Below are 23,874 nucleotides of genomic sequence, written 5' to 3'. Positions count from 1 at the left end.
GGCGTTGCGAATCCGCGTCTGCCACTGACCTGGGCTGGCGCAAGTCAAGGCCGTGAGGACGACATGATGGATGCTGCACCTTCCAACAGCCGGGCGCCCGTCGTGACGATCTCGCCGGCATCCGGCCGCGAGGCGGACTTCGGAGCGTCGCTGCGCGAGTGGCGCGCGACCCGGCAGCTGTCGCAGGCGGCTCTCGCCGCACGCATCCTGTACTCGCGTTCCCTGGTCAACCTGGTCGAGAACGGCTGTCGCCGCGCGAGCGAGGCATTCGCCCGGGCGGCTGATCAGGCACTCGACGCCGACGGTCAGCTGTACGCGGCATGGTGCTCGGCACCGATCACCACCCCGCCGCAGCCGACGTCATGTTCGGCACGCCGCGCAACGAGTGCACCGCAGCGTGACTCGGCCGAGCGGCTGGTGGTCCGCGTCGTCATCCTCTGGGCGATCCTGATCGTGGACCGCCCTGAAGACCGTGGCTGGCATACGCGAACTGGCGTCGCTGCACCGCTACGTCAGCCGAAGGGCCGCCCGCCGTCGGCCCGTCGGCCCGTCGCGCCTCCGCCAGCGTCCGTCACCAGGCGCACCCCGCCTCGCGCCAGCGCCGACCGCGCTCGGCAAGATCGCGCGATGTGCTCCGAGCCGTCTGCGCGTAGGTCGGCCTCGGCGATTCGCAGGCATGGACGGCCCCGGGTGGTACAAGGCGCTGCCGTGCTGCTTGTACCGCCATAGCGTCTGGTCAACCGGCTGGTGGGTTGGCGGAATAGAGGCGCAAGTGCGCGAAGCAGACACAGGACCTGCTGTGCCGAGCGTGCTGGCGGACGGGCACGCGGACATCGAGCGGGATCGTCGAAGGTTATCGCATGTCGTGGCTTCAGCAGGATGCCACCGGGGAGCTGGCTGGGAGGGGACGCAGTGGATGAGGCCACGACGGCGGCTGCCGTGGCCGTAGCGCTGCAGCTACGAGCCATCGACCTATGCCGGGTGCACCGAGGCGCTCGCGCCTCCAGCGCACCCGAGGCTTGTCGACTTGGCCGGGGACGGGTGCTTGCGATGACGCCGTCCGCCTTCGGCCAGCAAGTTCACGGCCGGCGCCCACGTTCCTTGGGCGAGGAGCAGGCGGTCCGGCTGTGCCCACCTGCGGTGTTGATGGGCTCGATCCACTGGCCCCACAGGTGTCGCGGTGGCGTGCCGGCAGACCACGCAGTCGGCACGCCATCGCATCTCGAACCGCCATTGTCCACACCACAGGCGGGAAGGTCGCGTTGATGCGCATGGCAGTGTCCGTCCAACCCGTGTTCCGTCCTCCGGCGAACATCGCGGGCCTGGTGCTATGGCGGTTTGGGGTCGACTTGGTCGCCCGTCATCGCGAGGACCCGCAGCTGGAGCATGGGTGCGCCGATGTCGAGTGCCGGTCCGCCCGGCGCGGTGCGCGCCGGGTGCGTCCGGTTGCCGAGCAGTTGATCGCGGCGAGTTCCGCTTCATGGATCCGCCGATGGAGCGCCAGGTACGACGCACGCTCGTGCGGCGTCAGGGTGCCAGTCGCGTCTCCATCCTCCATGGGCCCGCTGCGATACCAGCATGCCGATCCGCCCACCGTCGGGGATGGCCGTCCATGAACGCTGTTACCGCGCCGGTCCGGACCGCGCCCATCGCAGCGGCCACCTTCCACCGGGCTTTCGCTGCCGTACCGACGCAGAGCTTGCCGATCGTCGGGCGTGCCCAGCCACGACCCGGCACACCATCAACAGAGTCCCGACGGCGGCAGCACCCGGATGCCGCGCTGGCGGAAAGCGGGATGACCATGAGCACTGCAGGGCGGTCCGTGGAGCCGCTTGCGGACGATTTCTTCCGGCTGTGCCATGACGACCGTACCGGTGGTCTGTTGCTCGATGACGACGCCGCGCGTATCGGCCTGGCTTCGGCGTTGCTCGGGGAGTTGGGCTGGCTGGGCTGGATCGCCGTGGAGCACGGGCTGCTGGTGGTGCGCGGCGGGCCGCTGCCCGGCGACGCCCTGGCGCATGCTGTGTTGGACGACATCCGCGGCGAGCGGAAACCACGCGATGTGCGGACCTGGCTGACGTATCTGTCGATGGAAGCCTACGACCGGGTCGCTCGGCGTCTGGTCGCTGGTAACCATTTGCTGCCGCATGAAGGCCGGCGGCTGCTGCGCCGCTACACGTACTACCTACCTACTGACGCCAATGACTACGTCTGGCCGCGAGCGAGGCTGGCGACCGGCCTGGGGCAGCGAAGGCCGCTCGATCCGCGCGACGTGCACCTCCTCGGTATCGCGGACGCGACCGGTCTGCTGCCGAAGATCGTGGATTGGGGTGGTCAGGCGGCGCTGGACTACTTCACCCACCTCTTCCAGCAGGCACATTCGGATGTTCAGGCGCTGGTCCAGGAGACCAGGGCCGTGATCGGCAACAAGGTCATGGGCCGGCGCTGAAGTCCGCTGCAGCACCACGCGAAAGCCGCCGGTGCTGATCCGTGCCGTCCGCGGCCGGCCCGGTGCACCCCTTCCCCTCACCTCACGGGAGATCTCATGTCCGTCGCAACGATGCCGCCGCCAGGCGGCTACGTCAGCAAGGTCGATTCGGCGCTGAACCGCAACAAGCTCACCGTCCTCACCGTCATTCTGATGGTGATCGCCGCCGCGGCGCCGTTCACCGTCATCGGCGGCGGCGCGACGGCGGGCTGGGCTGTCACCGAGGTGCTCGGCATCCCGGACGCGTACGTCGCCATGGCCGTCGCGCTGGGCGTGTTCAGCGTCGGCTACACCGAAATGTCGCGGCACATCGTCAACTCCGGCGCGTTCTACGCCTACGTCGCCCAAGGGCTGGGCCGGATCACCGGTCTCGGCGCCGCCGGCGTCGCCGTCCTGGCCTACAACTTCATGCAGATCGGCCTGTACGGCGGGTTCGGGGCGGTCGCCAGCGGCTTCCTCAAGGACCGCTGGGGTGTGGACCTGGCCTGGTGGTTGGTCGCCGCGATCGGCTGGGCGGTCATCGCGGTGCTCGGCGTGCTCAGCATCGAACTCAGCGGGGCCGTGCTCGGTGTGCTGCTCGGCGCGGAGGTCGTCATCGCGCTGCTCTTCGCCGTCGTTGAGGTCCTGCACCCGGCGGGCGGCACGGTCACCTATGACACCCTCAACCCGTCGCAGCTGTTCAGCGCCGGCACCGGCGCTGCGCTCGCCACGGCGGTGGCCGGGTTCGTCGGGTTCGAGTCCACCGCCGTCTACAGCGAGGAGACCCGCAACGCCAAGCGCAACATCCCACGCGCCACGTACCTGTCGCTGATCATCATCGGGCTGCTGTACGCGTTCTGCTCGTGGGCGATGTCCGTCGCCGCCGGCCCGGCCAACATCATCGCCCTGTCCGCCGAGCACGGCTCGGAGACGATGTTCACCCTGGTGGACCCGCATATGGCGAAGATCTGGCTGGACCTCGGCCACGGCCTGTTCATCACCAGCCTGTTCGCGGCGCTGCTGTCCTTCCACAACACCGCCGCCCGCTACACCTTCTCCCTCGGCCGGGAACGGGTCCTGCCCGGCTGGTTCGGCACCGCCGGGCGGCGGTTCCGGGCACCGCTGTGGGGTTCGCTCACGCAGTCGATGCTCGCGATCGCGGTCCTGGCGGTGTTCGCCGTCACCGGCCTCGACCCGTTCGTCTACCTGTTCTTCTTCTTCTGGTGGACGGTCACCGGCGGGTTCGGGGTGCTCATCCTGATGACCATCACCTCCCTCGCCGTCGTGGTGTACTTCGTGCGCCACCGCACCGGCGAGGTGGCGCGGGTGCCGGCGTGGCGGCGGTTCGTCGCCCCGGTCCTCGGGTTCCTGGTCCTGCTCGTCGTGTTGATCGTGACGCTGTGGGAGTTCGACACTCTCCTCGGTGTCGCCGCCGACAGCCTGTGGCGGTGGATCTTCCCCGCCGCGTTCGCGACCGCCGCGGTCGTCGGCGCCGGCTGGGCGGCCGTCCTGCGTGCCACCAGTCCGGCCGTCTACCGCGGCATCGGCCAAGGCGCCAGCGCCGACCTCCTCGCCGGGCAATCCGACGGCGGTGCGGCCCACCGCGCGGAACCGGCGGCGGCGCGATGACCGGTACCGACATCCAGACCACCGCGGTTCCGGCGATCCGGCCAGCGAGACCGGAGGATCTGCCGGCGGTGATCGCGGTGCTCGCCGCGGCGCTGGACGACACCGACGTCGCCCGCTGGCTGGTGCCCGACCGTGCCGAACGGGTGGACGTCTACCGCCGGTACTTCGCGCTGGTCACGCCGTGGTTCTTCGACAACGGCACCGTAGACGTCGCCGACGACCGGTCCGGCGCCGCGCTCTGGGCCCGCATCGACGGCAAGTTCGAGCCCGACATCGCCGACTACGACCTTGAGCTGGCGCGCCTGCGGCCCGGCGCTCGGCCGGTTCCTTCAGCTCGACGAGGACATGCACGAAGCCCACCCGGACGGCATGCGGCACGACTACCTCGCGTTCCTCGGGGTGGCCCCGTACCGGCAGGGCCACGGCATCGGCAGCCGTCTGCTGCAGGCCCACCAGCACCGCAGCGACCGGGACGATCGGCTACCGGCATATCTGGAGGCCACCGGACGGCGCAACGCCGCCCTGTACGCCCGCCACGGCTATGTCGAGAACGAACCGTTCCACATCGGTGACGGGCCAGCCCTGTACCCGATGCTGCGCCGGCCCCAATGACCGAAGCCGCCTGCGCGTCCCTCCGCATACGCGGCGTCCCATCAGCACAGCAGGCTGCGGTTCCGGACAGCCAGGTACTGGTGTGCCGCAGCGGACCACACGGCGGGTCCGGCGCCCGTGCCGTAACCGTTTCTCCCGCCCGGAGCCGCCCGAAGGGGGTCTGGACCCATCGTGGGCGGCCCCACTGGAACTGCCATTGCTGTCGCTGCGCGACCAGGCGAGGTGGCTACGTGACCGGTACGGCGGTGGATTACGTGGTGGCCACGTTCGTTGCGCACGACTGGCTGGCGTCGGTCGGGATGCCACGGCCCGACCCGCGCTGGCCAGTCCGGGCGGCCACCGCGGACATGAGGGGATCCGCGGTGGCCGCCGCCCCGACCAGCCTGCGTTTCCGCCCCATCCCGGTCCGGTTGTCCGGATGGGAGGCGCCGCCGGCCCCACCCTCGGGCCGCCCGCGCCGCGCCCTGTCGCAGCTCAACGCGGCGCGGGCGGCCCACCCAGACCACCAGCAGCCAGACACACCAGCAATCGAAGAGGACAGAGTCGATGTTCCGAACCGGCGCGACGCCGATCACATGGCTGTACCAGCGGCTCCGGCTGCACCCGCCGCGGCGACGCCCGGTCTTCCTCGACCTGCTTCCCGCGCCCGCACGACCCGCATGGCGTCCCCCACCCGGCGAACCAAACGATCACCGATGGCCGCCGGGACGCATGCCGCAGCCACGATGGGAATCCGTGAACCGGCAGCCTCGACAGTCCTGCTGGGTCACCAATCTCTCCCAGTTCCTGGCCGCTGCGGCGCTTGTCGGTGCGCTGGCCAGCTGGCCGGACACGGCCGCAGCTCCCGACCGGGGCGATCCCGCGCACGCTGCGCTGGCCGCACTGGCGGCGGCCCGGACCGGACGCGGTGCGACCGCGCCGCCCGAGGTGTGGGGTCGTTCATGAGCCGGATCACTGTGCTCCGGCACGCGGCGGGTTCGGCGACCACGCAGGCGATCATTGACCGGTTCCAGCAGCTGGCCAGGAGTAACGACCACCGCGTCGCGGTCATCGACGGCGACCGGGCCGTCACGTTCGGGCAGCTGTGGCAGCTGGCCTACCAGTACATCGGCTACCGGCCGCCCACTCGTGCGATCGTGCCGATCCAGGCCCAGCCGACCGCCGACACGATCGCCGAGGCGCTCGCGGTGTGGCTCTGCGGCGCCATCCCGCTGCCCATTCCCCTCGACGTCCGGGCGAAGTCGCTCGACGCCGTGATCGACCAGGCCGCCCGCACCGCGCACTGGTGCCAGCCGTGGCGGGCCCACCTGCACACCGCGTACGGCGGCCGGCACCTGTGGCTCGCTGGCGGCGAACCCCCACCAGCACACGGCTCGGCGACGCCATCGGCCTCACCCCGGGCGGCACCGCCCTCATCGCCGCGCCGCTGCACGCTGCCGCGATCTTCGAAACCGTCATCCGGCAGCTCCTCGCCGGCGGCACCGTCGTCCTGCAGCCCGACTTCACCCCCGCTGGCTGGCTGCACACCGCCGCGGAAACCCGCGCCGACTGGGCCGTCCTCGCCCCCGGCCAGATCAAAGCCCTGCTGCGTACCCGGGAACAACGCCCCGGCCGGCTTGCCGCCGCCACCCAAGCGCTGCGCCGCGTCGTGGTGCCCGCCACCGTGCCGCTGCCTGGTGCCGGCAACCATCTGGCCGACTTCGCGACCGCCGCCGACGTCACCGTCACCACCTGGTACCACGCACCCGCCTACGACGGCGCCACCACCACAACCAGCACCACAGCCACCGCCCTGGACGCGCTGCCCGGCCTGCGACTCCGCACCATCGACCCAGCCGGACAGCCCACCCCACCCGGTGTCGCCGGACTCATCGAAGCCGCCAGCGCCAGCTGCACCGCCGTCGCGCACCGCGCCGACCAACCCTGCCCACCGTCCTCGGCGTGGCGGACCAGCGGCGACATCGGCACCCTCACCCTCAGCGGGCGTCTCACCCTGCACCGGCTCGAATCCGCCGAGCACTACCTCGCCCCCACCGGACAGCGCCGCTGCGCCGCGCTGCGCCGCACCGTCACCGCCCATCCGGACGTCGCCGCTGCTGCGGTCTACATCGTTCCCGACGAATACAACCGGCCCCGCGCCCAGCTGCGCGTCTGGCCCCGTCCCGGCCTTACCACACCGCTCACCGCGGCCATGATCGCCGCGCACTGCACCACGCAGGACACGCCCGTGTTTGCGCACCACATCCTGGTCGCCGCAGCCCGTACCCAGGACACGGTGGCGGGCGTCCGATGACCCCCACTACCGTGCTGCCCCCAGTGGCCGATCGGGACCTCTGCGTCGTGGCAGGCCCGCTCGCGTCATTGACCGGGCTGCTGCTGGCGCTGGACGCGCCTGGCTGCGACGGTATCGACTGCTCCACGCCGGCATTCCACGACCGCAGCACCGGCATCTGGCGGCACCTCCGCGACCTGTCCCGCTGCAGCACAGACCGACCCCAGCGGCACGACGGCGCACACAGCGGAACCGACCTACCTGGGGCGCGACCGTGAGCCGGGCGGATCATCGGCTGTGGCCCGGCGACCGGCGCTGCGTCGCGGTCTGCGGACGCGTACTGGTGTGGCTCGCGCGGTGGAATCAGCCACCCAGCCGACGGCAGCTCGCCGTCCTGCTCGCCATTGCCGGGCTGTGCACCGTGGCGCTGCTGCCCGCCATGGCCGTATGCATCGCTCACACCGCCGCCCGCGACACCGACCTGCAGCCTATGCACACCCGCGAGGATCTCCACACCGATTCGCCGGCCGCGATCAGCCCTGCTGAACCACTGGCGTCACCGTCCGACGACCGCAGCGGTCGCGAGCCGCGGGTGCGGCCGTGACACGGTCCCTGGACGAGCTACTCGACACGGCCCGGGAACACCTGGCCGGATGGCGGTTCGAGGCCGCACTGCAGGTACTGCGTGCCGCCTACACCGCCGCACGCACCCAGCCCACCCCCGACGCGGAGGTGACGGCCGCGCAGATCGCCGTGCTGTACGGCGAAGTCCTCCGCGAAACTAACCAGCTCACCACCGCCATCGACATCCTCGAACCACTCGCCACCGACCTGCACACACGACGCGGAACCGGCGACCCACTCACCGTCCAGGCACACGCGGTGCTCGGCGCCGTCTACCACGACCTCGGCCGTCTCGACGAGGCAAAGGGCTGCTACCAGCAGGTCCTCACCAGCCGGGCCTCATCCCACAGCCCAGCCGGCCGGCACCGCCGCCACACCCCATCGCCTGCCGCGCCAGCGGCACAACAGCACCGCTCACCGTGGCAACCCGCCGACCGCAACCGAACCGGAGCGTGACCATGCAGCAGCATCCGGCCACCGACCACCTCGTCCAGCGTCGTCACCCCGGCACAACCGGTATGACGGTCGGGCAGCTCGCCTGGCAACTGCTCCGACTGATCGTCCGCGGCGGCAGGAACCATCGTCTCGTCTTCGTCCCGATGATCGCCGACCCGCGGCTGCGGCACGCGGTACAAGCACACGCAGGTGCGCAGGAGTGGCTCGTACGAAGTGTGGAACCGCAGCCCGGCGACGTGTTCGCCATCGCCTACCTCTACCTGGACGACCTCCCGTGACCAGCGGCGCCGCCGACCCGACGGCCGAGCGGCAACCGCCGGCGCTCACCGCCCGGCTCCCGTGCCCAGCGCCGCGGCATCCCGTGCCGCCGGCGGCCGGGACGGCAACGCTAGCCGCTGTTGGGCACGTCGACACCCACGGCCTGCCGCAGCCGACCGGCGACCCGCGCCTGTGCCGGGGCCGCAGCAACCCCATGCGAATGGCGGCTGCGCCGCCTCAGCACTCCCGACACCTTCCACCGTTGCCATCCCCAACCGACATGGAGGACACCCTCATGAGCCCCGACCACAGATCCGACCCGATCTATGTCAAACTCGCCGACACCCTGCGCGAGCAGATCACCACCGGGCACGTCCCGCCCGGCACGCTCCTGCCGTCCTCAGCCGCGATCAGCGAACGCCACCACGTCGGTCTGATGACCGTCCAGCGTGCCCTGCGGCTGCTGGCCAGCGAGGGACTCATCGACACCCGCCGCGGCACGCCCGCCAAAGTCCGGGCACAACCTGACCGCGCCACCATCCCGCTCGCCCTCGGCGACCGGCTCATCGCCAGAATGCCGACCCGGCGCGAGGCCCGAGACCACGGCCTGCCGGCCGGCGTACCCCTGCTCGAAATCCACCACCCCACCGGCACCATCACCACCGTCCGCGCCGACCGGCACAACATCACCGCATGACGCCACCGCCGCCGCAGTCAACCGACCCGCACGCGCCACCGGCACCCAGCACCCGCGACGTCGGGTGCAGGTTGTGAGCTCGAACGACTCCATGGCAGGTCTCGACGCCGGCATCGCGGCGCGCCGCCGGCTCGCTTCCGCGCCTGGCGCGAACCAGGGCGAGGTGGCTCGCGGTCCACACCCTCGACTATAGGGCCATGTGGCCCTATAGTCCAGGGTGTGAGCGAATACGACTACACACCGATGGGCTACCAGGCTGTTGCGGCAGTCCTCCGGCAGGAGATCCTCAACGGCGGATACCCGCCCGGCGCGTACCTGCCGGCGGAGGGGCAGCTCGTGGCGAGGTTCGGGTGTGCGAAGGACACCGTGCGGGACGCGATGCAAGTCCTGCGCCGCGAACTGCTGATCGTCACCGGACGCGGCCGGCGTTCCAGCACCCCCGGGTCGTGGACCCAGAGGTCTTCACGCTCCCCGCGGGCGCACAGGTCACCGCCCGGATGCCCTACCAGCCCGAACTCGAGCAACTCAGATGCCGAGCCGAGATGCCGCTGCTACAGGTCACCACCCCAGCCGGTGCCGTGACGGTATACCCGGCCGATCGGGTCCTGCTCGTCACGCCCGACCCGCCGCCGCTCGTGACCAGCCGCACTGCGACCACGGGTCGGAGTAGACGCGCCGGACCCTGACGCTGGCAGCCAGTGAGCCGAGCTGACCGGCCCGCGCCCCGCTGGAGCAGGGCATCGCCACGCTCGTGGTTGCTCGGTGGTTGCTCGCCTGTCGGCACGAATACCAAGCCCCGCCGCCGACCGGCATACCACAACGCCCCGGTGCCTATGGCCACCATGCACGTTGAGCTGCCGAAACGCCGCGTGTGGAGTATCGCCTGGAACGATGCACGGCACGCAGGTACCCTGTCAGGGCACGGGCTGCTAGCTCAATGGCAGAGCTGCGGACTTTTAATCCGTAGGTTCAGGGTTCGAGTCCCTGGCGGCCCACCACGTGACCTGCGGTTTCTTCCTGCCTATCGGTCCGATGTGGACCGTGGATGCTCGTTGGCTGCTCGTTGCCGCTTGCGTCGTTTCGGCCGCTTGACGCCGTCTATAGCGGGTTCGACCTGCGGTTTCGGGGCGGGTCCGGTCGCAACGGTGGTGGACTGCTGCGGGGTCGGTGCGCGTTGCGGCGGCGGATCTTGTCCCGCAGTTCTCTGGCGGTGGTGAGGATGAGCCGGGCGGTGGCTTCGGCGGCTTTGTGCTGGGTGGCGGGGAGCACGCTGGTGTAGGTCGGCGGTGAGCACGATGCTGGCGTGGCCGAGCTGGTCCTGGACGGTCCGCGCCGGCGGTGTGGGCGAGGCTGGCGGCGCCGTGCCGGAGGTCGTGCAGCCGGACCGGTGGCAGTCCGGCGGCGGTGATCAGGTGGCGCAGCCGCTTGGTGAGGCTGTTGGGGTGGAACGGTTGCCCGTCCGGGCGGGTGAACACGTAGCCCGATTCCCGCCACGGCAGACCCTCGGCCCTGCACAGCTGCCGCTGGCGGTGCTGGTGGGCGCGCAGGATCGTCACGGTGCGCCGGTCCAGGGCGATCGTGCGGCGGCTGGCGGTGGGCCTTCGATGACCTGGTAGCCGATCGTGGTGCGCTGGGTGGTGATCGACAGCTGCCGCCGGTCGAGGTCGACGTCCTGCCAGCGCAGCCCTGCCGCCTCGCCGCGGCGCAGCCCGCGTAGGACGATGAGCCACCACAGCGGGTACAGCGGATCGTCGGCGACGGCGTCGAGGAACTCGGTGAGCTGGGCGGTGGTCCAGACCGCGACCGCCGGGCGGGTGCCGGCGGTGCGCCACTGCTCGACCCGGGCTGGGTTCCAGACCACGGCGTGGGGCCGGCGGGTGGGCGGTATCTCGACCCGGCGGGCGGGGTTGTCGGTGACCATGCCGTCGCGGATGGCGGCGTTGTAGGCGGCGCGCAGCGTGGCGCGGATGCGCTGGAGGGTGGCGGCGGATCTGGGCTGGCCGGTCGGGGTGGGGGTGGCGGCGAGCTCGGCGAACATGGCGGTGAGGTGCCGGCTGGTCACCTCCGCGAGGCGCAGGCCACCGATGGTCGGGATGAGGTGGGTTTCGACGTGCTGGGTGTAGGCGCGCAGTGTGGTCGGGCGGATCGCGGCGCGGGTGGTCAGCCAGTACCGCAGCCAGCGGGCCACGGTCCAGGTCCGCCCGGCGTACTGTTCCCGCGACTCCGCCAGGGCCTGTTTCCGCGCGGCCAGGGCGGCTGTCTGGGAGGTGAAGCCGCCGCGGCGTACCTGCACGGCGCGGCCGGAGAGGTCCGGCACGTAGCAGCGGTAGTGCCAGCTGCCGTGCCCGCGCTCGAGCAACCGGCCACACCGCACGCCCAACCGGCGACCAGTTACCGCGTCGCGGCATCCGCACTGCTTGAACACGCCCGACATCGCTATCGCAACCTCCCGATCGGTCAGAAGTCCCTGATAATCAGCGTTGACGAGCGGCGAACGGCCGTACGTCACGCCATCGGGTGACAGGTAGCAAGCGCATCGCAGAAGCGGATGCCGGGAGGTGGATCGCGCTCACACCGGGTGGGGTGCGACATCATGGCGCTCGTGGGCGCTGCCGATCCGTACGTGGCCATCACCGAACCAACGTTCGTGGCACGGTTCCTTCTCGATCCCGACCAGGACGCCGAGGAGTCCGTGGCCAACGTCGACGCCTTCGTCGACCTTCCTGACGGCTCCAGCTGGGCGTTGACGATTTTCACCGTTGATGAGGTGCGTCGCCTGCTGGCGAGGTGGAAGGAGACCGGTGAGGTCGCGAACGGCGTTTACTTCTGGGCCGTCGACCAGCTGATCGTGCCGGAGCCGGGCGTGAGGGCCATGACTACGGCGATCCGGGAACTCGTGCGCACCGGAGCGATAGCAAGCGTCGGTGTCCGATGCGAGGCTCCAGGCTGAGGCCGTTCGATAGCCCCATGAGGAAGGCGCCTCCAGCGGAGGATCACGCACGATCGGCGGCATGAGCGGATGCGCTTCTGCTGCGGCCGGAACGACCACGGGCCTCGTCGAGGCATCAGTCAGGCCGCGCCGTGGCAACCTATCCGGGGCGGGTGGAGTCCTTGTCGGCGTGAAAGTTGATTCGAGCTTCGACGCCTTTGTCGAGGCCAGGTTCGCCGCCCTGCTGCGCACCGCGTACCTGCTCACGGGCGACCGGCAGCATGCCGAGGACCTGGTGCAGACGGCGCTGCTGCGCGCCATGCGCCGCTGGAGGCAGGTCCGCGGGGCACCCGAGGCGTACGTGCGTCGGGTGCTGATCAACCTGTCCCACGACCGGATACGCAGCCTGGTCCGGCGGCCCCGGGAGGAGCCGCCGCAGGACCTGGAGGCGCTGCACGGCGGCGATCCCGGCTTCGACGGCGTCATTGAGCGCCGGGTGGTGACGCTGGCACTGGCACAGCTGCCGGTCCGCCAGCGGCAAGTGGTCGTGCTGCGCTTCTTCGAGGATTTGCCGATCGAACAGACCGCCGAGTTGCTCGGCTGCTCGACCGGGACGGTCAAGTCGTACACGTCCCGCGCCCTGTCCCGGCTACGCGAACTCCTCGCCGAGGACGACACCGAATCCCTCGCGGAGGTACCCCATGCTCAGTGACGAGCAGTTCGGCGAGCGACTCGGCGCCCGGCTGCGTGCCGAGGTGGCCGATGTGGAACCCGAGCCCGGCCGGCCGGCCGCGCTGCGCCGCCGGCACGCACGCCACGTGGCGACCGTGCGCGCCGCGGTGATCGTCCCGACCCTGGCCGCGGTCGTGGCCACCGGCCTGATCACCGTCGGCGGAATGGGGCGAGACGCCGCCCCGGCCACGGTGGGTCCGACGAAGACGGTGGACCTGCACGATGTTGCGTACGTCACCGCGCATGTCACGGCCGCGCTGGACAACCTCTCCGGGTACATCGAGCGGACGACCACCGTCGTGCCCGGCGGGGTGACCGAGGTCATGCAGATCGACCGAGCCACCGGACAGTTCCGGTTCGACAGTTCGACCAAGGACGGCCCCCGGCTCAGCGGTTCCAGCACGTCCACGAATCCCACGATGGTGACCGTCATCGACTACGAGCACCACGCTTGGTCCACCTACCGGCTGGAGGTGCCCTCGGATGCGAAGACCATGGCGCAAGTGACAGGGGTCTTCGAGGACCGCGTCAACATCCGGACCGCGATCTCGGGTGGGCAACTGGAGGTGCTCGGCACGGAAGTGGTGGACGGGCACCAGACCCTGCGTCTGCGGGTCACCCCGGCCGCGAAGGTGACCACGGGCACCATGGATCTGTTGGTGGACAGTGAGTCGTACCTGCCTGTCCGGCTGTCCGTCGACAAGGCCGGCCATCGGAACACGCTGGACTACGCGTGGCTCGCCCGCACGCCAGAGAACCTGGCCACGCTCGCCGTGACCCCACCGGCCGGCTTCACCCACAAGCCGATCGACGGCCCGAGCAGCGGCCCGACCAGCGGCGCGGTCGGCTGACCTTCATACGGACAGACACGACCGTCGAGATCAACGACCCGGACAGCCGGTAGACAGATCCGTGCGGCGGCTCCAACAAGAGCTGGCCGCGTTCTGGTACGGCGTTGGACCGGGTACGACCTTCTGATCGATAGAGCTTAGAGGTACAACCCCCAACGTTGGACCCCCGCCTAGATCGCCTATGTCGGCAGGAACGGCGCTTTGGAAGTGTGAGGTCGACCCGAGGCACGATACCGGCATTTCGACCAGCCCGTTTCCTTGGGTCGCCTCCCGAACCCGGCGTGCCGGTCGTCCCGGCACCGGGCTCTCCACAAGTCACGTTAGGGGTTCCGTGGTGGTTCATCCCGGGGCCGCCCACGGCGTGGGGATGGCTGTTCCTCGGTAGCGATAGCGCGTGGTGCGCATCTTGTCCGGGTTGAACAGGCCCGATCCATCTTGCCTGGGTCAGGCACCAAGACGTCGGGGCGAAGTACCGGAGTGACCCGGCGTCATGATCCGGTGCACTGTATTCGGCAGATGAGTGAATTGATCAAGCACCCTCACCGGTCAGGCCGTAACGCACTGTAGCGTCTTGTCTTGACGGATCCGGATGCAGGCGAGACTACAGAGTCCGTGCGGGCGTGGGCTCGCACATGATCGGTTGCTCGCAGGTTGCTCGGATGTTCGCTACCTGGCACGGACGGAGTCGTACGGCTCAGGAACTTCCGCGTCCGATCCAAAGCGGGCATTGGCGTTTGCGGGGAGCCGAGCCATCTGACCAGCACGGACGTTGCCGGATCAACTCGGACGAGCCGCGCCCTTCACGGACTTTTCCTTGCTATGCTTGACTTTGAGCGAGTTGATCGTCCACTTCGGACTTTTAATCCGTAGGTTCAGGGTTCGAGTCCCTGGCGGCCCACCAGCAAAAATAGGCACGCGCAAGCGTATTTCTGGTGCGATTTCGCCCCTTTTGTCCGCCCGGTTGCTCGACTGGTTGCTCGAGTTCATGGCCGGGCAGTTCGGTGAAGGTACCTGGCAACCCGCGTCCAGGCGGTCAAGGCCGATCGGCGCTGGCACTACCCGGCGGGTATCCGGATTTGCTTGAAAGTAGTGCGCCGGCCGTTCGTGCTGGTTGGCTCTGGGCGCGTCCAGATCAGAGGTTGTAGGGGTACAGAGCGATGTTTTCGCGTCGGATGAACAGCTCGACCCATGTGCCGGCGACCTCGGTGGGGACTGGAGCGGCGAGGTCCAGCAGGATCCCCGTGCCGGCCAGATCCAGAACCGCCGCGCCATCGACGGTGACGTCCAGCCGGCCACGAACGATCACGCAGTGACCTCCTTGTCGCAGCCCCGCAGCAGCCTCACTGGCCGGTTTGGCGTTCTTGCCCCAGGTGATTTCCTCGTCGATCTCCCACTCGACATGGTGCTGCCCCGCGGCGGCGTTCGGATCGCCGCACCAGCGAACCGCCGCTCGCCCGAAGGGCGTACTGATCTGGGCCAGAACAGGACTCCATGGGAACTTGGCGATCTTCTCCACCTCGACGAGCATGGTATCGATGATGCCCGGCGGGGCGTTGAGGGTGGGCGCGGACATCCGCATATGCCGCGATCGGCTTACTACGGAACGTTACGACGAGTTTGTCGGCTGGCTCGCGGACATGCCGAGAAGAGTCGTGTCTGAAGCTGGGTAATGCGGTGTGGCGATTGGGCGCAGAAGCTTCTGCGATGTGGCGTCAGGACAGGTACGGGCTCAGTCGATCAGCGGGCGGCTGACGACGTTGTCGGTGCGGCCGCTCAGTTCCTGGTCCAGGGTCTCTTGGGCGTTGTGCATCGCCTCGGCGTACGGCGGTTCGGCGAGCCGCCGCATTCCTGCCTCGGGTGCGACGTCCTCGACCACCGCGCTGATCCACCAGATGTTGCCGAACGGGTCACGTATTCGACCGCCCCGCTGGCCGAAGGCTTGGGTGGCCGGTGCGGTGACTAGGCGGGCTCCGGCGGCGACCGCGCGCTCGAGCGTCTCGTCGGCATCGGCGACGAAGACCCGCAGTAGCGACGGCATGGCCGGCCAGTCCGGTAGCCGGTCGAAGGCGAGCAGGACGGTGTCGCCGACGCGGATTTCGGCGTGACCGATCGTCCCGTCCTCCAGCGGTACGCACCCCAGCTCGACCCCGTCGAACACCGTGGTGATGAAGTGCAGCAGCTGCCCGGTGTCCGGCGTGACGATCCACGGCGCGACGGTCGTGTACCCGGCCGGTGGGGTGATGCTCATGGCGAATCTCCCTCGTGTCGTAGCGGACCTGCGCCCACGGTAGATCTCGTGTAGGTCAATTTCGGTCCTACTTGAGCGGCACAATGGCAGCCATGTCCGGCGCGCGTGCCCGATTGCTGTCCCTGCTGTCGCTGTTGCAGACTCCTCGGCTGTGGCCGGGAAGCGAGCTGGCGCAGCGGCTCGGGGTGTCCGGCCGGACCGTGCGGCGCGACATCGACCGGTTGCGGGAGCTGGGCTATCCGGTGCACGCCGAGCAATGCGGGCTGGGCGGGTACCGCCTGACGGCTGGCGCGGCGATGCCGCCGCTGTTGTTGGAAGACGACGAGGCGGTCGCCGTGGCCGTCGGGCTACGCACGGCGGCGACGCAGGCGGTGGCCGGGGCGGACGAAGCGGCGGTGCGGGCGCTGCGCAAGCTACTTCAGGTTCTGCCGGACCGGCCGCGTCGCAGGGTCGACGCACTGGCCTCCTCAACTGTGGCCCACCCGTTCTTCCTGGCCGCGGATCCCGTGGACCCCGACGCGCTGACCGTCACCGCCGCGGCGATCGCCAACCACGAGCGGCTGCGGTTCCGGTACCGCGACGAGGGCCGGCACGTCGAGCCGCGTGCCCTGGTGACGGCCGGGGGACGCTGGTACCTGCTCGCTTTCGATCTCGATCGCGACGACTGGCGGACCTTCCGGCTGGACCGGGTTACGCAGCTCGCCGCGACCGGTGCCCGGGCGTCCACGAGGGACCTACCTGGTGGGGACGTCGCCGCCTTCGTCGCCAGCCGGACGATGCGGATGGCCCCGACCTACCCGGCCGACGTAGTGATCCACGCACCGGCCGCCCACGTGGTGGACCGTCTCGGCAGGCCGCCGCCCGGTACCCTGACCGACCAGCCGGACGGGACCTGCCGGTGGCTCGCGCCGCCGGACACCGGCGAATGGCATGCGCTGCGACTGGCGTCGATCGGGCTGTCGTTCGAGGTCAGCGGCCCGGCGGAGCTAGCCGCCCACCTCAGGTCAACAGCTGCGCTGTTCCAGGCCGCCACGTCGGGACCAGGCCGGCACGGGACGCGGTCACCATAAGCTGGCGTGGCCGCGTCGGCCCACCGTCACCGCCAGCCAGTTTGATGTGTTCCAAGATGCACCTCGATGTGATCGTTGACGACCTCGATGCCGCTGAGGCGGCAGTGCTCGATCTCGGCGCAGCCAAACACCCGCGGTGCCGGCTTGCGGCGGCCGCCAACCGCACGTCGTGCACGTCGTTGCCGAGGGTCGGTACGTCGCGCAGGAACACGGCCACCCCGTTTCCGAAGGCCTTACGTCGCGGTCAGGGCTTCGGTCGGCGAGAGGCGGGCGGCGCGGACAGCCGGATAGAGTCCCGCCACCGCACCCACGACGACCGTGGCGCCGACGCCGGCTAGCAGCGCCCAGGCGGGCAGCGCGACCGGCCAGCTCTGGCTGATGGCGTAGGCGGCGGTGACCAGCGCGCCGAGCGCCACGCCCGTCAACCCGCCGAGCGTCGAGAGCAGGGCCGCCTCGGTGAGGAACTGCAGCCGGATCTGGCCGCGAGTGGCGCCGAGCGACCGGCGCAGGCCGATCTCCGCGCGCCGTTCGAGGACGGTGATCACCATCGTGTTGGCCACCCCGACGCCGCCGACGAGCAGCGCGACCGCCCCGAGGCCGAGCAGCAGGCCGTTGAAGGCGCGTTCGGTGGCGAGCTTGGCCGCCAGCGCGTCGGAGGGTCGGGACACCGCGACCTCGTACGGCGCCTCCGGGTTGGCGGTCGCCGCCAGCACGTCGCGGACGGCTGTGACCTGCGAGTCGACGGTACGCAGGTAAATCGTCGTCGGGCGGCCTTCGGCGCCGAGGTATGTCCGTGCGGCGTTCGTGCCGATCAGGGCGGCGCTGTCGAGCTCGGGCAGCAGCGTGACCGGCGCCAGGATGCCGACGACCGTGAACCCCTCGTGGCCGATGTACACCACCGTCCGAGGGTCGGGCGTGGTGATCCCGAGCCGCCGGGCGGACTCGGCGCCGAGCACCACCGCCGGGAAGTCGGCGGTGGCCGGGTTGAGCCAGACGCCGCGCGCCACGGTCGCGCCGACCGTCTCGGTCAGGTCGAGGTCGGCGGCGAACGGGACGATGCCGTTGGTCCGCCGCGGCGGTACCCGGTCGTTGCGGTAGACGTGCACGTCGTCGGGCAGCTTGCGGAGCGCGGCCGCGTTGGTCACCGGCCCGATCCGCTCGATCATGCCGACGGCGCCGTCGGGCAGCACAGCTTTCTCGCCGGGGGCCACCTTCAAGAGGTTGGTGCCCAGCGCGTCGAGGGTCTGTCGCAGGTCGGCTCGGCCCGAGCCGGAGATGCCGACCACGGCGAGCATCGCGGCGATTCCGATCGCGATGCCCAGGGCTGACAGCACGGCCCGCAGTGGCCGGGATCGCAGGCCGACGGCGCCGAGCCGGAGCACGTCACCGACCGCGAGACGGCGCCCCGGCCGGCTCATCCGGTGACCATGCCGTCGTGGACCCGGATGCGGCGGGGGAGCGTGTCGGCGATCGCGCCGTCGTGGGTGATGACGATCACGGTGGTACCGCCGGCGTTGAGCGTACGCAGCAGGTCCATGACGGAGGCTCCGGCGGCGCTGTCGAGGTTGCCGGTCGGCTCGTCGGCGAGCAGCAGATCCGGCTCGCCCACGACCGCGCGGGCGATCGCCACCCGCTGACGCTCGCCGCCGGAGAGCTCGTGCGGCCGGTGGTGTGCCCGGTGCGCGAGCCCGACCCGCGCCAGCGCCGCGGCGGCCAGCGTGCGGCGCTCCTTGCGCCGCACGCCCGCATACAGCAGCCCGTCGGCGACGTTGTCGAGCGCGCTGACCCCGGCCGCGAGATGGAACTGCTGGAACACGAACCCGATCGACGCCGCCCGCAGCGCCGACAGTGCGCGGTCGCCGAGCGTCGCGATGTCGCGCCCCGCGACGATGACGCGGCCCTCGGTCGGCCGGTCGAGCGTGCCGATCAAATTGAGCAATGTGGATTTCCCCGAGCCGGACGGACCCACGATCGCGGCGAGCTCGCCGCGGCCGACGGTCAGGTCGGCACCGCGCACGGCCGTGACGTTCCCCTGGTACGTCTTCGTGACCCCTCTGAGCTCCACGACGGTCACCGGGCCATCCCCACGGTCATGCCCTCGCGGATGTCGGGCCCGCTCACCTCGACGCGGCCGTCGGCGAACAGCCCCGTGGTCACGGCGACGATCCGGGTCGTGGAGCCCTCGACGACCTGCAGACCGTAGCCGCCCTCGGCGAGCGCGAGCAGGGCGCCGACCGGCACGGCGAGCACGTCTTTACGGGTGGACGCGACGAACCGGACGCGGACCGTGCCGTCGCCGGGTACCGCGAACGCCTTGGGGTCGTCGGCGGCGACCACGACCTCGACGGTGGGCTCCGGGGCGGACGCGGCGTCGGGTGTCCGTACCGACTGGACCGTCCCGGGCGCCGTCGACCCGCCGGGCAGCTCCACGGTCACCTTCGTCTTCACCGCCGCCAGGCTCGCGCTGCGCGCCGGCAGCGACGCGGTGACGAGCCGGGTGGTCTCGGTGAAGGTGAGGAGCGGCCCCTCGGCGACCTGACCGGCCCTGACGACGTGTGACGCGACCCGGATCGGGCCGGGCGTGTAGAGGACCCGGCCGAGCTCGACGGTCCCGGTCTCCGGCAGGCCGAGATCGTGCTGCCAGCGCTTGACCGCCGAGGCGGTCGACGCGGTGTATTCGTCGTCGACGGTGAACCCGGTGTATCCCAGCGCTTTCAGGTTGGTCTCGAACTGCCTGACGTCGGCTCCGACGGTTCCGCCGGCGGGCGCCGCCGAACCGGTCGGGCTCGCTGCCGCCGACTGGTCACTGTCCGACCTATGGTCCGAGGTGGTCGGCGGGGTGAGGTCACGGTAGGCGGGCAGCGTGCCGTAGAGGAGCACTACTGGCCGGTCGTTGATCCGGACGGTACCCGCACCGCGCTCGATCGTCGTGCCCACCTCCGGCAGCGCCGTCACCGTGCCCGTCAGGCGGCTGATCAGCTCCTGCTCTGGGCCGTAGCCGAGCTTGCCGTTGACCACGGTCACGTCGACCAGCGTCGTGCGGGTGATCGTGGTCGTCTCGGCCTCCGGCCCGGGTCCGGCGGCCGGGCCCGACGGCCACGCGTAGGCCACCGCACCGGCCGCGACCAGCACCGCGACGCCGGATGCGGCGACCGCGACGAGCCACCGCCTCATCGGTTCTCGGGAAGGTCGTTGGCCGGGTCGGCGTACAGGTGCCGGCACTTCGCCACCGCGTCCTGGTACTCCGGCGTCGACCTGTAGGAGGGGTCGGTCCGGCCCTGGACCACGCCGTTCTCGTCGGGTATCGGCTCGTCGATCCCGTGGCTGCGCATGCAGTCGAAGTAGGGACGGGACCGCTTGATCTCAGCCTGGTCCACCTTGACCGGCCAGGTAGTCGGCAGGAACTGCTTGCACTTTTCGTGCGCCTCGATGCGCGCCACCGTCGTCTCGACGGAGAGACCGGGCGTGATGTCGTAGGTCTTGACGAGCGGCTCCCCCTCCACGGAGGTCCTGGTGGTGGTGACGTAGGCGGTGACGAGCGGCTCCCCCTCGACCGGGTCGGGCGTCTCAGCCCCGTTCTCGGTGAGGCAGTGCGTGTAGCGCAGCGCCTTGTCGTAGTCGGTCTCCCTGGCTGCCGCCGACTGGCCCGCCGCCGCGGAGGCCGAGGGTTGTCGCGCGCTGGCCACCTCGGGTGTCGGTGGGGACGACGAGCACGCCGCGAGGCCGAAGAACGTAACCACGACGATGACAGCGCGTCTCATCGCACACTCCCGACTGAGTCGACGATCGCCACGTGCTCGACGGCCTGGCGGATCAGGATCCGCGAGGCCGGCTCGGTGGCTTGGTTGGGTGTCGTGAGCCGGAGGATCGTCCGGTTCACGCCGAGATAGGCGTAGGTGGAGGCGTCGAAGACCAGCTCGGTCTCGGCATCGCGGCTCCGGTAGGCGAGCGCGACACCCGGACGTCCGGCCGCGTCGACGACGCCGGGACGCACCATGACGCCCGGGATCCGCCCGAGCGCCGCGACCGCCGCCGCCTGCACGGCCGCCGCGTGCTGGCTGACGTAGAGCACGCGGGCGGCGTTGTCGAAAGCCTGGTAGTCGCTGGTGCCCGACCGGCGCAGGTAGGCGAGCATCGCGTCGACGTCGACCGGCAGGCTGCCGTCGGAGCCCAGGTCGGGCATGCACGGCACACGCCACTCCGGCACGGCCGTGCTCTGGTAGCCGTCGCGGCATCCGGCGACCGTCGCGTCGCGCCAGGCGGCCGCTGGCTGGTCGCGCGGGCGCTCGCGCACCAGGCCATCGCGGGTACCGTCGATGGACCGCCATTCGCGCACGAGGAGCGGTCCTTCGTCGGCCGGCGTCGGCGTCGACCGCCCGTCGATGGTCCGGTAGAGCACCACCGACTCCGTATAGATGAACTGGTCCGGCCAAGCGGTCGCCGCCGGTACGGCCGCCGCCCGCTCCGACGCGAGCCGCACCACGTCCACCGTCGCCGGCGGCGGCCGGCCGTCGCCGGAGCTGGTGATCACCACGGGGCCGGTGATGGCCACGGCCGTCGCGGCGCCGACCAGCGCCGTCTGCCAGATGCGCGACCTGACCGAGCTCCGTGGCCGCGGCGCCCGGACGGGCGCGGACAGCACCCGGCGCCGTAGGTCGGCCGGCAGCGCTCCGGTCGGCGGCGCGAGCTGCTCGCCGAGTTCCCGCACGAGTCGCAGGTCGGGGTCCATCACGCCTCCCCGGTGGGGTCGATGTCGCCCAGCACGGCGCGGACCTTGCGCCGGGCGCGGTTGAGCCGGGACCGCACGGTGCCCAGCGGGATGTCGAGCGCTCTGGCCACCTCGTCATAGCTGAAGTCGCACCAGGCGATGAGCAGCAGCACGTCACGGTCGCCGGTGGAGAGCTTGCCGAGCGCGGCGACGAGCGGGGCGCGAACGGCGGACGCGGCGACGCGGGCCGCGACACGATCGGCGTGCCCGTCGACGGCGGACTCCGCCGCGGTCCGCAACAGCGCGCGGTAGTGCGTCTTCTCCGCCCGGAAGTGCCGGGCCAGCTTGCGGGTGAGGATGCCGAACAGCCACGGCCGGGCGTCGAGCCGCTCCGGGTCGTAGGAGTCGCGCTGCGCGAACGCGGCGAGGAACGTGTCGGCGACGACGTCCTCGGCGGTCTGCGCGCCCACTCGCTGGTACGCGTAGTGGTAGAGCTGCGCTGCGTAGCGGTCGTACAGATCCGCGAACCGGTCCGGGTCCGTACGGGCAGCGCGCATCGACTCAGCGTCGACGCCCATTGCCTCCCGGATCACGATAGGTATTTCCACTTCCCCCGGCCCGGGTTCACGGCATTTTTTGGCGACTGAACAGCTGCTGTTCAATCACGCTGCGTAGAGCGCGGATGTGGTGGGCTGACTGTGCTGCAGGGGTCGCAGGCGCGGCGAACGGCGCTGATCACCTCGGTCCCCAGGCGGCGATCGCCTCCTGGGGAGACGTCGCGGCTGCGCATCCGGCGATGCGAGCCGTCCACGCGCGCACGATGTCGCGGAGTTGCGCGGGCTCTCGCACGACGAAGGGCAGTCCGAGCCCGGCCAGGACGCCGGGAATCCAGTCGAGTCGCTCCGCCCGCAGCCGCACGAGAACCCAGTCCGGGCCGTCGTCGGCATCGGGTTCGACCCTGGCGATTCCGTGCGGCAGGCGCGCCCGTACCTCGTCGGCGGTGCCCTGCACGGCGACGGCGACCTGATGCCGCCATGGCGTGCCGGCCAGGCTCGTCAGGACAACGTCGGCGGGCTGGAAGCCCTCGGGTACCGCGAAGGTGCCGTGCGCGATTCGTACCTGCATGATGCGGTCGAGCCGGAAGGTACGCAGTTCTCTGGATGCGGAGTCGGTGCCGGTCACGTACCAGCGCCCGGAGTGCGTCACAAGCCCGTAGGGATGCACGGTGCGCTCGCTGCGGCGTCCGGTGCGGTCGGTGTAGCTGATGACGGCGGGTTGGTGCTGTCGCGTCGCTTCCGCCAGCCGCAGCATGACCGAGGCCTCCGGCGTCGGCACCTCACGCCCCGGTGTGGTGAAGTCAGTGGTCGCCAACAGTGCTTCGAGCCGGGAGGCCAGCGCTTTGGGCAGTACCCTGCGCACCTTGGCGGCTGCGGTTGCGGCCGCTTCCGGCGATGTCGGCACCAGGCCGGCTCGGCGGCCTGCCACCAGGCCGAGCAGGACGGCAAGTGCTTCCTCATCGGTCAGCATGAGCGGTGGCATCCGGAATCCGGGCGCCAGCCGGTATCCGCCGTAGCGGCCGCGTACCGATTCGACCGGCACTTCCAGATCAAGCAGGTGCTCGGCGTAGCGGCGTACGGTGCGCTCGTCGACGCCGAGGCGTTCGGCCAGGTCAGTAGCGGTGTGAGTGCCGCCGGTCTGCAGGATCTCGAGGAGGGCGAGCACCCGTGCGGTCGGCCGTGTCATGGTCAAATTCTCCCTCAATACCGGGCGGATTGTGCCCGGTATCGGGCCTAGCGTCTTGCTGGCCAACCCGCAACGAGGGAGCAACGTCATGAAATTCGTGTCGGTCCGCATCATCACAGACCAGGTCGGCTGTCTCACCGAGTTCTACGAGCAAGTCACGGGCCAGACCGCCCGCCGGTACACGCCTGACTTCGCTGAGATCATTCTGCCGGGGGCGACGCTGGCGATCGGCAGCACCGCAACGGTCAAGCTCTTCGGCGAATGCTCGGCCGAGCCGGCCGCCAACCGGACGGCAATCATCGAGTTCCGCGTGGACGATGTCGACGCCGAGTTCGCCCGGCTGCGCGACATGATCGGCGATTTCGTTCAAGATCCGACCACAATGCCCTGGGGCAACCGATCACTGCTGTTCCGCGACCCCGACGGAACGCTGGTCAACCTATTCACACCGGTCAGCGCCGAGGCGATCGCCCGGCAGCAACACTAGGGCCTGTCTGACGGATCTTGTTGGGCGGTAGTGTTCTCCCTCATGGCGGTTGATCTCTCTGATGCGGAGTGGTCTCGGCTGGCGCCGTTGT

General features: G+C 70.4%; 27 protein-coding genes and 1 tRNA gene. 18 read left to right on the top strand and 10 right to left on the bottom strand.

Features of this window, described 5'->3' with window-relative positions; translation table 11 throughout:
* Positions 1–63 precede the first annotated feature (63 nt).
* The 13 genes from AB0367_RS34915 to AB0367_RS34855 all read left to right on the top strand — a co-directional run bounded on the left by AB0367_RS34915 (position 64) and on the right by AB0367_RS34855 (position 10,013).
* Positions 64–729, top strand: coding sequence for a helix-turn-helix transcriptional regulator (locus tag AB0367_RS34915; RefSeq protein WP_366230807.1), 666 nt, complete (start codon positions 64–66; stop codon positions 727–729).
* 883 nt (positions 730–1,612) lie between these two features.
* Positions 1,613–2,449, top strand: a complete 837-nt coding sequence (locus tag AB0367_RS34910; RefSeq protein WP_366230777.1) for a GPP34 family phosphoprotein — start codon at positions 1,613–1,615, stop codon at positions 2,447–2,449.
* 96 nt (positions 2,450–2,545) lie between these two features.
* Positions 2,546–4,096 (top strand): APC family permease, encoded by a 1,551-nt coding sequence (locus AB0367_RS34905; RefSeq protein ID WP_366230776.1) that lies wholly within the window; start codon positions 2,546–2,548, stop codon positions 4,094–4,096.
* A 288-nt stretch (positions 4,097–4,384) separates the two neighbouring features.
* A complete protein-coding gene (locus tag AB0367_RS34900) occupies positions 4,385–4,708 on the top strand; it encodes a GNAT family N-acetyltransferase (protein ID WP_366230775.1) in 324 nt (107 codons plus the stop codon).
* A gap of 735 nt (positions 4,709–5,443) precedes the next feature.
* Positions 5,444–5,653 carry a hypothetical protein gene (locus AB0367_RS34895; RefSeq protein WP_366230774.1) on the top strand — a complete coding sequence of 70 codons (210 nt, stop codon included), beginning with the start codon at positions 5,444–5,446 and terminating at the stop codon, positions 5,651–5,653.
* A gap of 391 nt (positions 5,654–6,044) precedes the next feature.
* Positions 6,045–7,001: a hypothetical protein gene (locus tag AB0367_RS34890; protein WP_366230773.1), complete on the top strand. Its 957-nt coding sequence runs from the start codon at positions 6,045–6,047 to the stop codon at positions 6,999–7,001.
* A complete protein-coding gene (locus AB0367_RS34885; protein ID WP_366230772.1) occupies positions 6,998–7,258 on the top strand; it encodes a hypothetical protein in 261 nt (86 codons plus the stop codon). The genes AB0367_RS34890 and AB0367_RS34885 overlap by 4 nt, the downstream gene beginning before the upstream one ends.
* A complete protein-coding gene (locus AB0367_RS34880) occupies positions 7,255–7,584 on the top strand; it encodes a hypothetical protein (protein ID WP_366230771.1) in 330 nt (109 codons plus the stop codon). Before AB0367_RS34885 ends, AB0367_RS34880 begins: the two co-directional genes overlap by 4 nt.
* Positions 7,581–8,060: a tetratricopeptide repeat protein gene (locus AB0367_RS34875; protein ID WP_366230769.1), complete on the top strand. Its 480-nt coding sequence runs from the start codon at positions 7,581–7,583 to the stop codon at positions 8,058–8,060. Before AB0367_RS34880 ends, AB0367_RS34875 begins: the two co-directional genes overlap by 4 nt.
* Before the next feature lie 2 nt (positions 8,061–8,062).
* Entirely contained in the window at positions 8,063–8,338 is a 276-nt protein-coding gene (locus AB0367_RS34870) for a hypothetical protein (RefSeq protein WP_366230768.1), read from the top strand.
* A gap of 275 nt (positions 8,339–8,613) precedes the next feature.
* Positions 8,614–9,015 carry a winged helix-turn-helix domain-containing protein gene (locus AB0367_RS34865; protein ID WP_366230767.1) on the top strand — a complete coding sequence of 134 codons (402 nt, stop codon included), beginning with the start codon at positions 8,614–8,616 and terminating at the stop codon, positions 9,013–9,015.
* A 243-nt stretch (positions 9,016–9,258) separates the two neighbouring features.
* On the top strand, positions 9,259–9,597 hold the full coding sequence (locus AB0367_RS34860) for a GntR family transcriptional regulator (RefSeq protein WP_366230806.1): 339 nt from the start codon (positions 9,259–9,261) through the stop codon (positions 9,595–9,597).
* 341 nt (positions 9,598–9,938) lie between these two features.
* Positions 9,939–10,013: transfer RNA gene (locus AB0367_RS34855), tRNA-Lys, on the top strand.
* A 554-nt stretch (positions 10,014–10,567) separates the two neighbouring features.
* On the opposite strand, the gene AB0367_RS34850 is transcribed toward AB0367_RS34855, so the two are convergent.
* A complete protein-coding gene (locus AB0367_RS34850) occupies positions 10,568–11,374 on the bottom strand; it encodes a hypothetical protein (RefSeq protein WP_366230766.1) in 807 nt (268 codons plus the stop codon).
* Positions 11,375–11,608: 234 nt separating this feature from the next.
* Between AB0367_RS34850 and AB0367_RS34845 the strand changes: the two genes are divergently transcribed.
* The 3 genes from AB0367_RS34845 to AB0367_RS34835 all read left to right on the top strand — a co-directional run bounded on the left by AB0367_RS34845 (position 11,609) and on the right by AB0367_RS34835 (position 13,527).
* The gene (locus AB0367_RS34845) at positions 11,609–11,965 is read left to right on the top strand and encodes a hypothetical protein (RefSeq protein WP_366230765.1); all 357 of its coding nucleotides are present in this window, start codon (positions 11,609–11,611) and stop codon (positions 11,963–11,965) included.
* Positions 11,966–12,134: 169 nt separating this feature from the next.
* The gene (locus AB0367_RS34840) at positions 12,135–12,656 is read left to right on the top strand and encodes a SigE family RNA polymerase sigma factor (protein WP_366230764.1); all 522 of its coding nucleotides are present in this window, start codon (positions 12,135–12,137) and stop codon (positions 12,654–12,656) included.
* Positions 12,646–13,527 carry a hypothetical protein gene (locus AB0367_RS34835; protein ID WP_366230763.1) on the top strand — a complete coding sequence of 294 codons (882 nt, stop codon included), beginning with the start codon at positions 12,646–12,648 and terminating at the stop codon, positions 13,525–13,527. The genes AB0367_RS34840 and AB0367_RS34835 overlap by 11 nt, the downstream gene beginning before the upstream one ends.
* Positions 13,528–14,659: 1,132 nt before the next feature.
* Here AB0367_RS34835 and AB0367_RS34830 read toward each other — a convergent pair.
* Together AB0367_RS34830 and AB0367_RS34825 are read right to left on the bottom strand one after the other, a co-directional pair.
* The gene (locus AB0367_RS34830) at positions 14,660–15,055 is read right to left on the bottom strand and encodes a hypothetical protein (protein WP_366230762.1); all 396 of its coding nucleotides are present in this window, start codon (positions 15,053–15,055) and stop codon (positions 14,660–14,662) included.
* Between the two features lie 201 nt (positions 15,056–15,256).
* A complete protein-coding gene (locus AB0367_RS34825; protein ID WP_366230761.1) occupies positions 15,257–15,775 on the bottom strand; it encodes a VOC family protein in 519 nt (172 codons plus the stop codon).
* Positions 15,776–15,867: 92 nt separating this feature from the next.
* On the opposite strand from AB0367_RS34825, the gene AB0367_RS34820 reads away from it, so the two are divergent.
* The gene (locus tag AB0367_RS34820; RefSeq protein WP_366230760.1) at positions 15,868–16,845 is read left to right on the top strand and encodes a YafY family protein; all 978 of its coding nucleotides are present in this window, start codon (positions 15,868–15,870) and stop codon (positions 16,843–16,845) included.
* Positions 16,846–17,078: 233 nt separating this feature from the next.
* Here AB0367_RS34820 and AB0367_RS34815 read toward each other — a convergent pair whose 3' ends face one another.
* The 7 genes from AB0367_RS34815 to AB0367_RS34785 all read right to left on the bottom strand — a co-directional run bounded on the left by AB0367_RS34815 (position 17,079) and on the right by AB0367_RS34785 (position 23,275).
* Complete coding sequence (locus tag AB0367_RS34815) at positions 17,079–18,263, bottom strand: ABC transporter permease (protein WP_366230759.1); 1,185 nt, start codon at positions 18,261–18,263, stop codon at positions 17,079–17,081.
* The gene (locus AB0367_RS34810; protein WP_366230757.1) at positions 18,260–18,919 is read right to left on the bottom strand and encodes an ABC transporter ATP-binding protein; all 660 of its coding nucleotides are present in this window, start codon (positions 18,917–18,919) and stop codon (positions 18,260–18,262) included. Before AB0367_RS34810 ends, AB0367_RS34815 begins: the two co-directional genes overlap by 4 nt.
* Entirely contained in the window at positions 18,916–20,019 is a 1,104-nt protein-coding gene (locus tag AB0367_RS34805; protein ID WP_366230756.1) for a peptidoglycan-binding protein, read from the bottom strand. Before AB0367_RS34805 ends, AB0367_RS34810 begins: the two co-directional genes overlap by 4 nt.
* Entirely contained in the window at positions 20,016–20,606 is a 591-nt protein-coding gene (locus AB0367_RS34800) for a hypothetical protein (RefSeq protein ID WP_366230755.1), read from the bottom strand. Before AB0367_RS34800 ends, AB0367_RS34805 begins: the two co-directional genes overlap by 4 nt.
* Complete coding sequence (locus AB0367_RS34795; protein ID WP_366230754.1) at positions 20,603–21,574, bottom strand: CU044_5270 family protein; 972 nt, start codon at positions 21,572–21,574, stop codon at positions 20,603–20,605. Before AB0367_RS34795 ends, AB0367_RS34800 begins: the two co-directional genes overlap by 4 nt.
* Positions 21,574–22,110, bottom strand: coding sequence for an RNA polymerase sigma factor (locus AB0367_RS34790; RefSeq protein WP_366230753.1), 537 nt, complete (start codon positions 22,108–22,110; stop codon positions 21,574–21,576). The genes AB0367_RS34795 and AB0367_RS34790 overlap by 1 nt, the downstream gene beginning before the upstream one ends.
* 178 nt (positions 22,111–22,288) lie before the next feature.
* Positions 22,289–23,275, bottom strand: coding sequence for a YafY family protein (locus AB0367_RS34785; RefSeq protein WP_366230752.1), 987 nt, complete (start codon positions 23,273–23,275; stop codon positions 22,289–22,291).
* Between the two features lie 19 nt (positions 23,276–23,294).
* Between AB0367_RS34785 and AB0367_RS34780 the strand changes: the two genes are divergently transcribed.
* Entirely contained in the window at positions 23,295–23,783 is a 489-nt protein-coding gene (locus tag AB0367_RS34780) for a VOC family protein (RefSeq protein WP_366230751.1), read from the top strand.
* Positions 23,784–23,874 lie beyond the last annotated feature (91 nt).

Source organism: Dactylosporangium sp. NPDC051484, assembly GCF_040689395.1.
GTDB lineage: Bacteria > Actinomycetota > Actinomycetes > Mycobacteriales > Micromonosporaceae > Dactylosporangium.
This window is presented reverse-complemented; position numbering and strand designations above follow the sequence as displayed.

Excerpts from the sequence above, each read along its gene's own strand:
- AB0367_RS34915 (WP_366230807.1), top strand. The coding sequence starts at position 64 with ATGATGGATGCTGCACCTTCCAACAGCCGGGCGCCCGTCGTGACGATC.
- AB0367_RS34910 (WP_366230777.1), top strand. The coding sequence starts at position 1,613 with ATGAACGCTGTTACCGCGCCGGTCCGGACCGCGCCCATCGCAGCGGCC.
- AB0367_RS34905 (WP_366230776.1), top strand. The coding sequence starts at position 2,546 with ATGTCCGTCGCAACGATGCCGCCGCCAGGCGGCTACGTCAGCAAGGTC.
- AB0367_RS34885 (WP_366230772.1), top strand. The coding sequence starts at position 6,998 with ATGACCCCCACTACCGTGCTGCCCCCAGTGGCCGATCGGGACCTCTGC.
- AB0367_RS34870 (WP_366230768.1), top strand. The coding sequence starts at position 8,063 with ATGCAGCAGCATCCGGCCACCGACCACCTCGTCCAGCGTCGTCACCCC.
- AB0367_RS34865 (WP_366230767.1), top strand. The coding sequence starts at position 8,614 with ATGAGCCCCGACCACAGATCCGACCCGATCTATGTCAAACTCGCCGAC.
- AB0367_RS34860 (WP_366230806.1), top strand. The coding sequence starts at position 9,259 with ATGGGCTACCAGGCTGTTGCGGCAGTCCTCCGGCAGGAGATCCTCAAC.
- AB0367_RS34845 (WP_366230765.1), top strand. The coding sequence starts at position 11,609 with ATGGCGCTCGTGGGCGCTGCCGATCCGTACGTGGCCATCACCGAACCA.
- AB0367_RS34835 (WP_366230763.1), top strand. The coding sequence starts at position 12,646 with ATGCTCAGTGACGAGCAGTTCGGCGAGCGACTCGGCGCCCGGCTGCGT.
- AB0367_RS34830 (WP_366230762.1), bottom strand. The coding sequence starts at position 15,055 with ATGCTCGTCGAGGTGGAGAAGATCGCCAAGTTCCCATGGAGTCCTGTT.
- AB0367_RS34825 (WP_366230761.1), bottom strand. The coding sequence starts at position 15,775 with ATGAGCATCACCCCACCGGCCGGGTACACGACCGTCGCGCCGTGGATC.
- AB0367_RS34820 (WP_366230760.1), top strand. The coding sequence starts at position 15,868 with ATGTCCGGCGCGCGTGCCCGATTGCTGTCCCTGCTGTCGCTGTTGCAG.
- AB0367_RS34815 (WP_366230759.1), bottom strand. The coding sequence starts at position 18,263 with ATGAGCCGGCCGGGGCGCCGTCTCGCGGTCGGTGACGTGCTCCGGCTC.
- AB0367_RS34805 (WP_366230756.1), bottom strand. The coding sequence starts at position 20,019 with ATGAGGCGGTGGCTCGTCGCGGTCGCCGCATCCGGCGTCGCGGTGCTG.
- AB0367_RS34800 (WP_366230755.1), bottom strand. The coding sequence starts at position 20,606 with ATGAGACGCGCTGTCATCGTCGTGGTTACGTTCTTCGGCCTCGCGGCG.
- AB0367_RS34795 (WP_366230754.1), bottom strand. The coding sequence starts at position 21,574 with ATGGACCCCGACCTGCGACTCGTGCGGGAACTCGGCGAGCAGCTCGCG.
- AB0367_RS34790 (WP_366230753.1), bottom strand. The coding sequence starts at position 22,110 with ATGCGCGCTGCCCGTACGGACCCGGACCGGTTCGCGGATCTGTACGAC.
- AB0367_RS34780 (WP_366230751.1), top strand. The coding sequence starts at position 23,295 with ATGGTCAAATTCTCCCTCAATACCGGGCGGATTGTGCCCGGTATCGGG.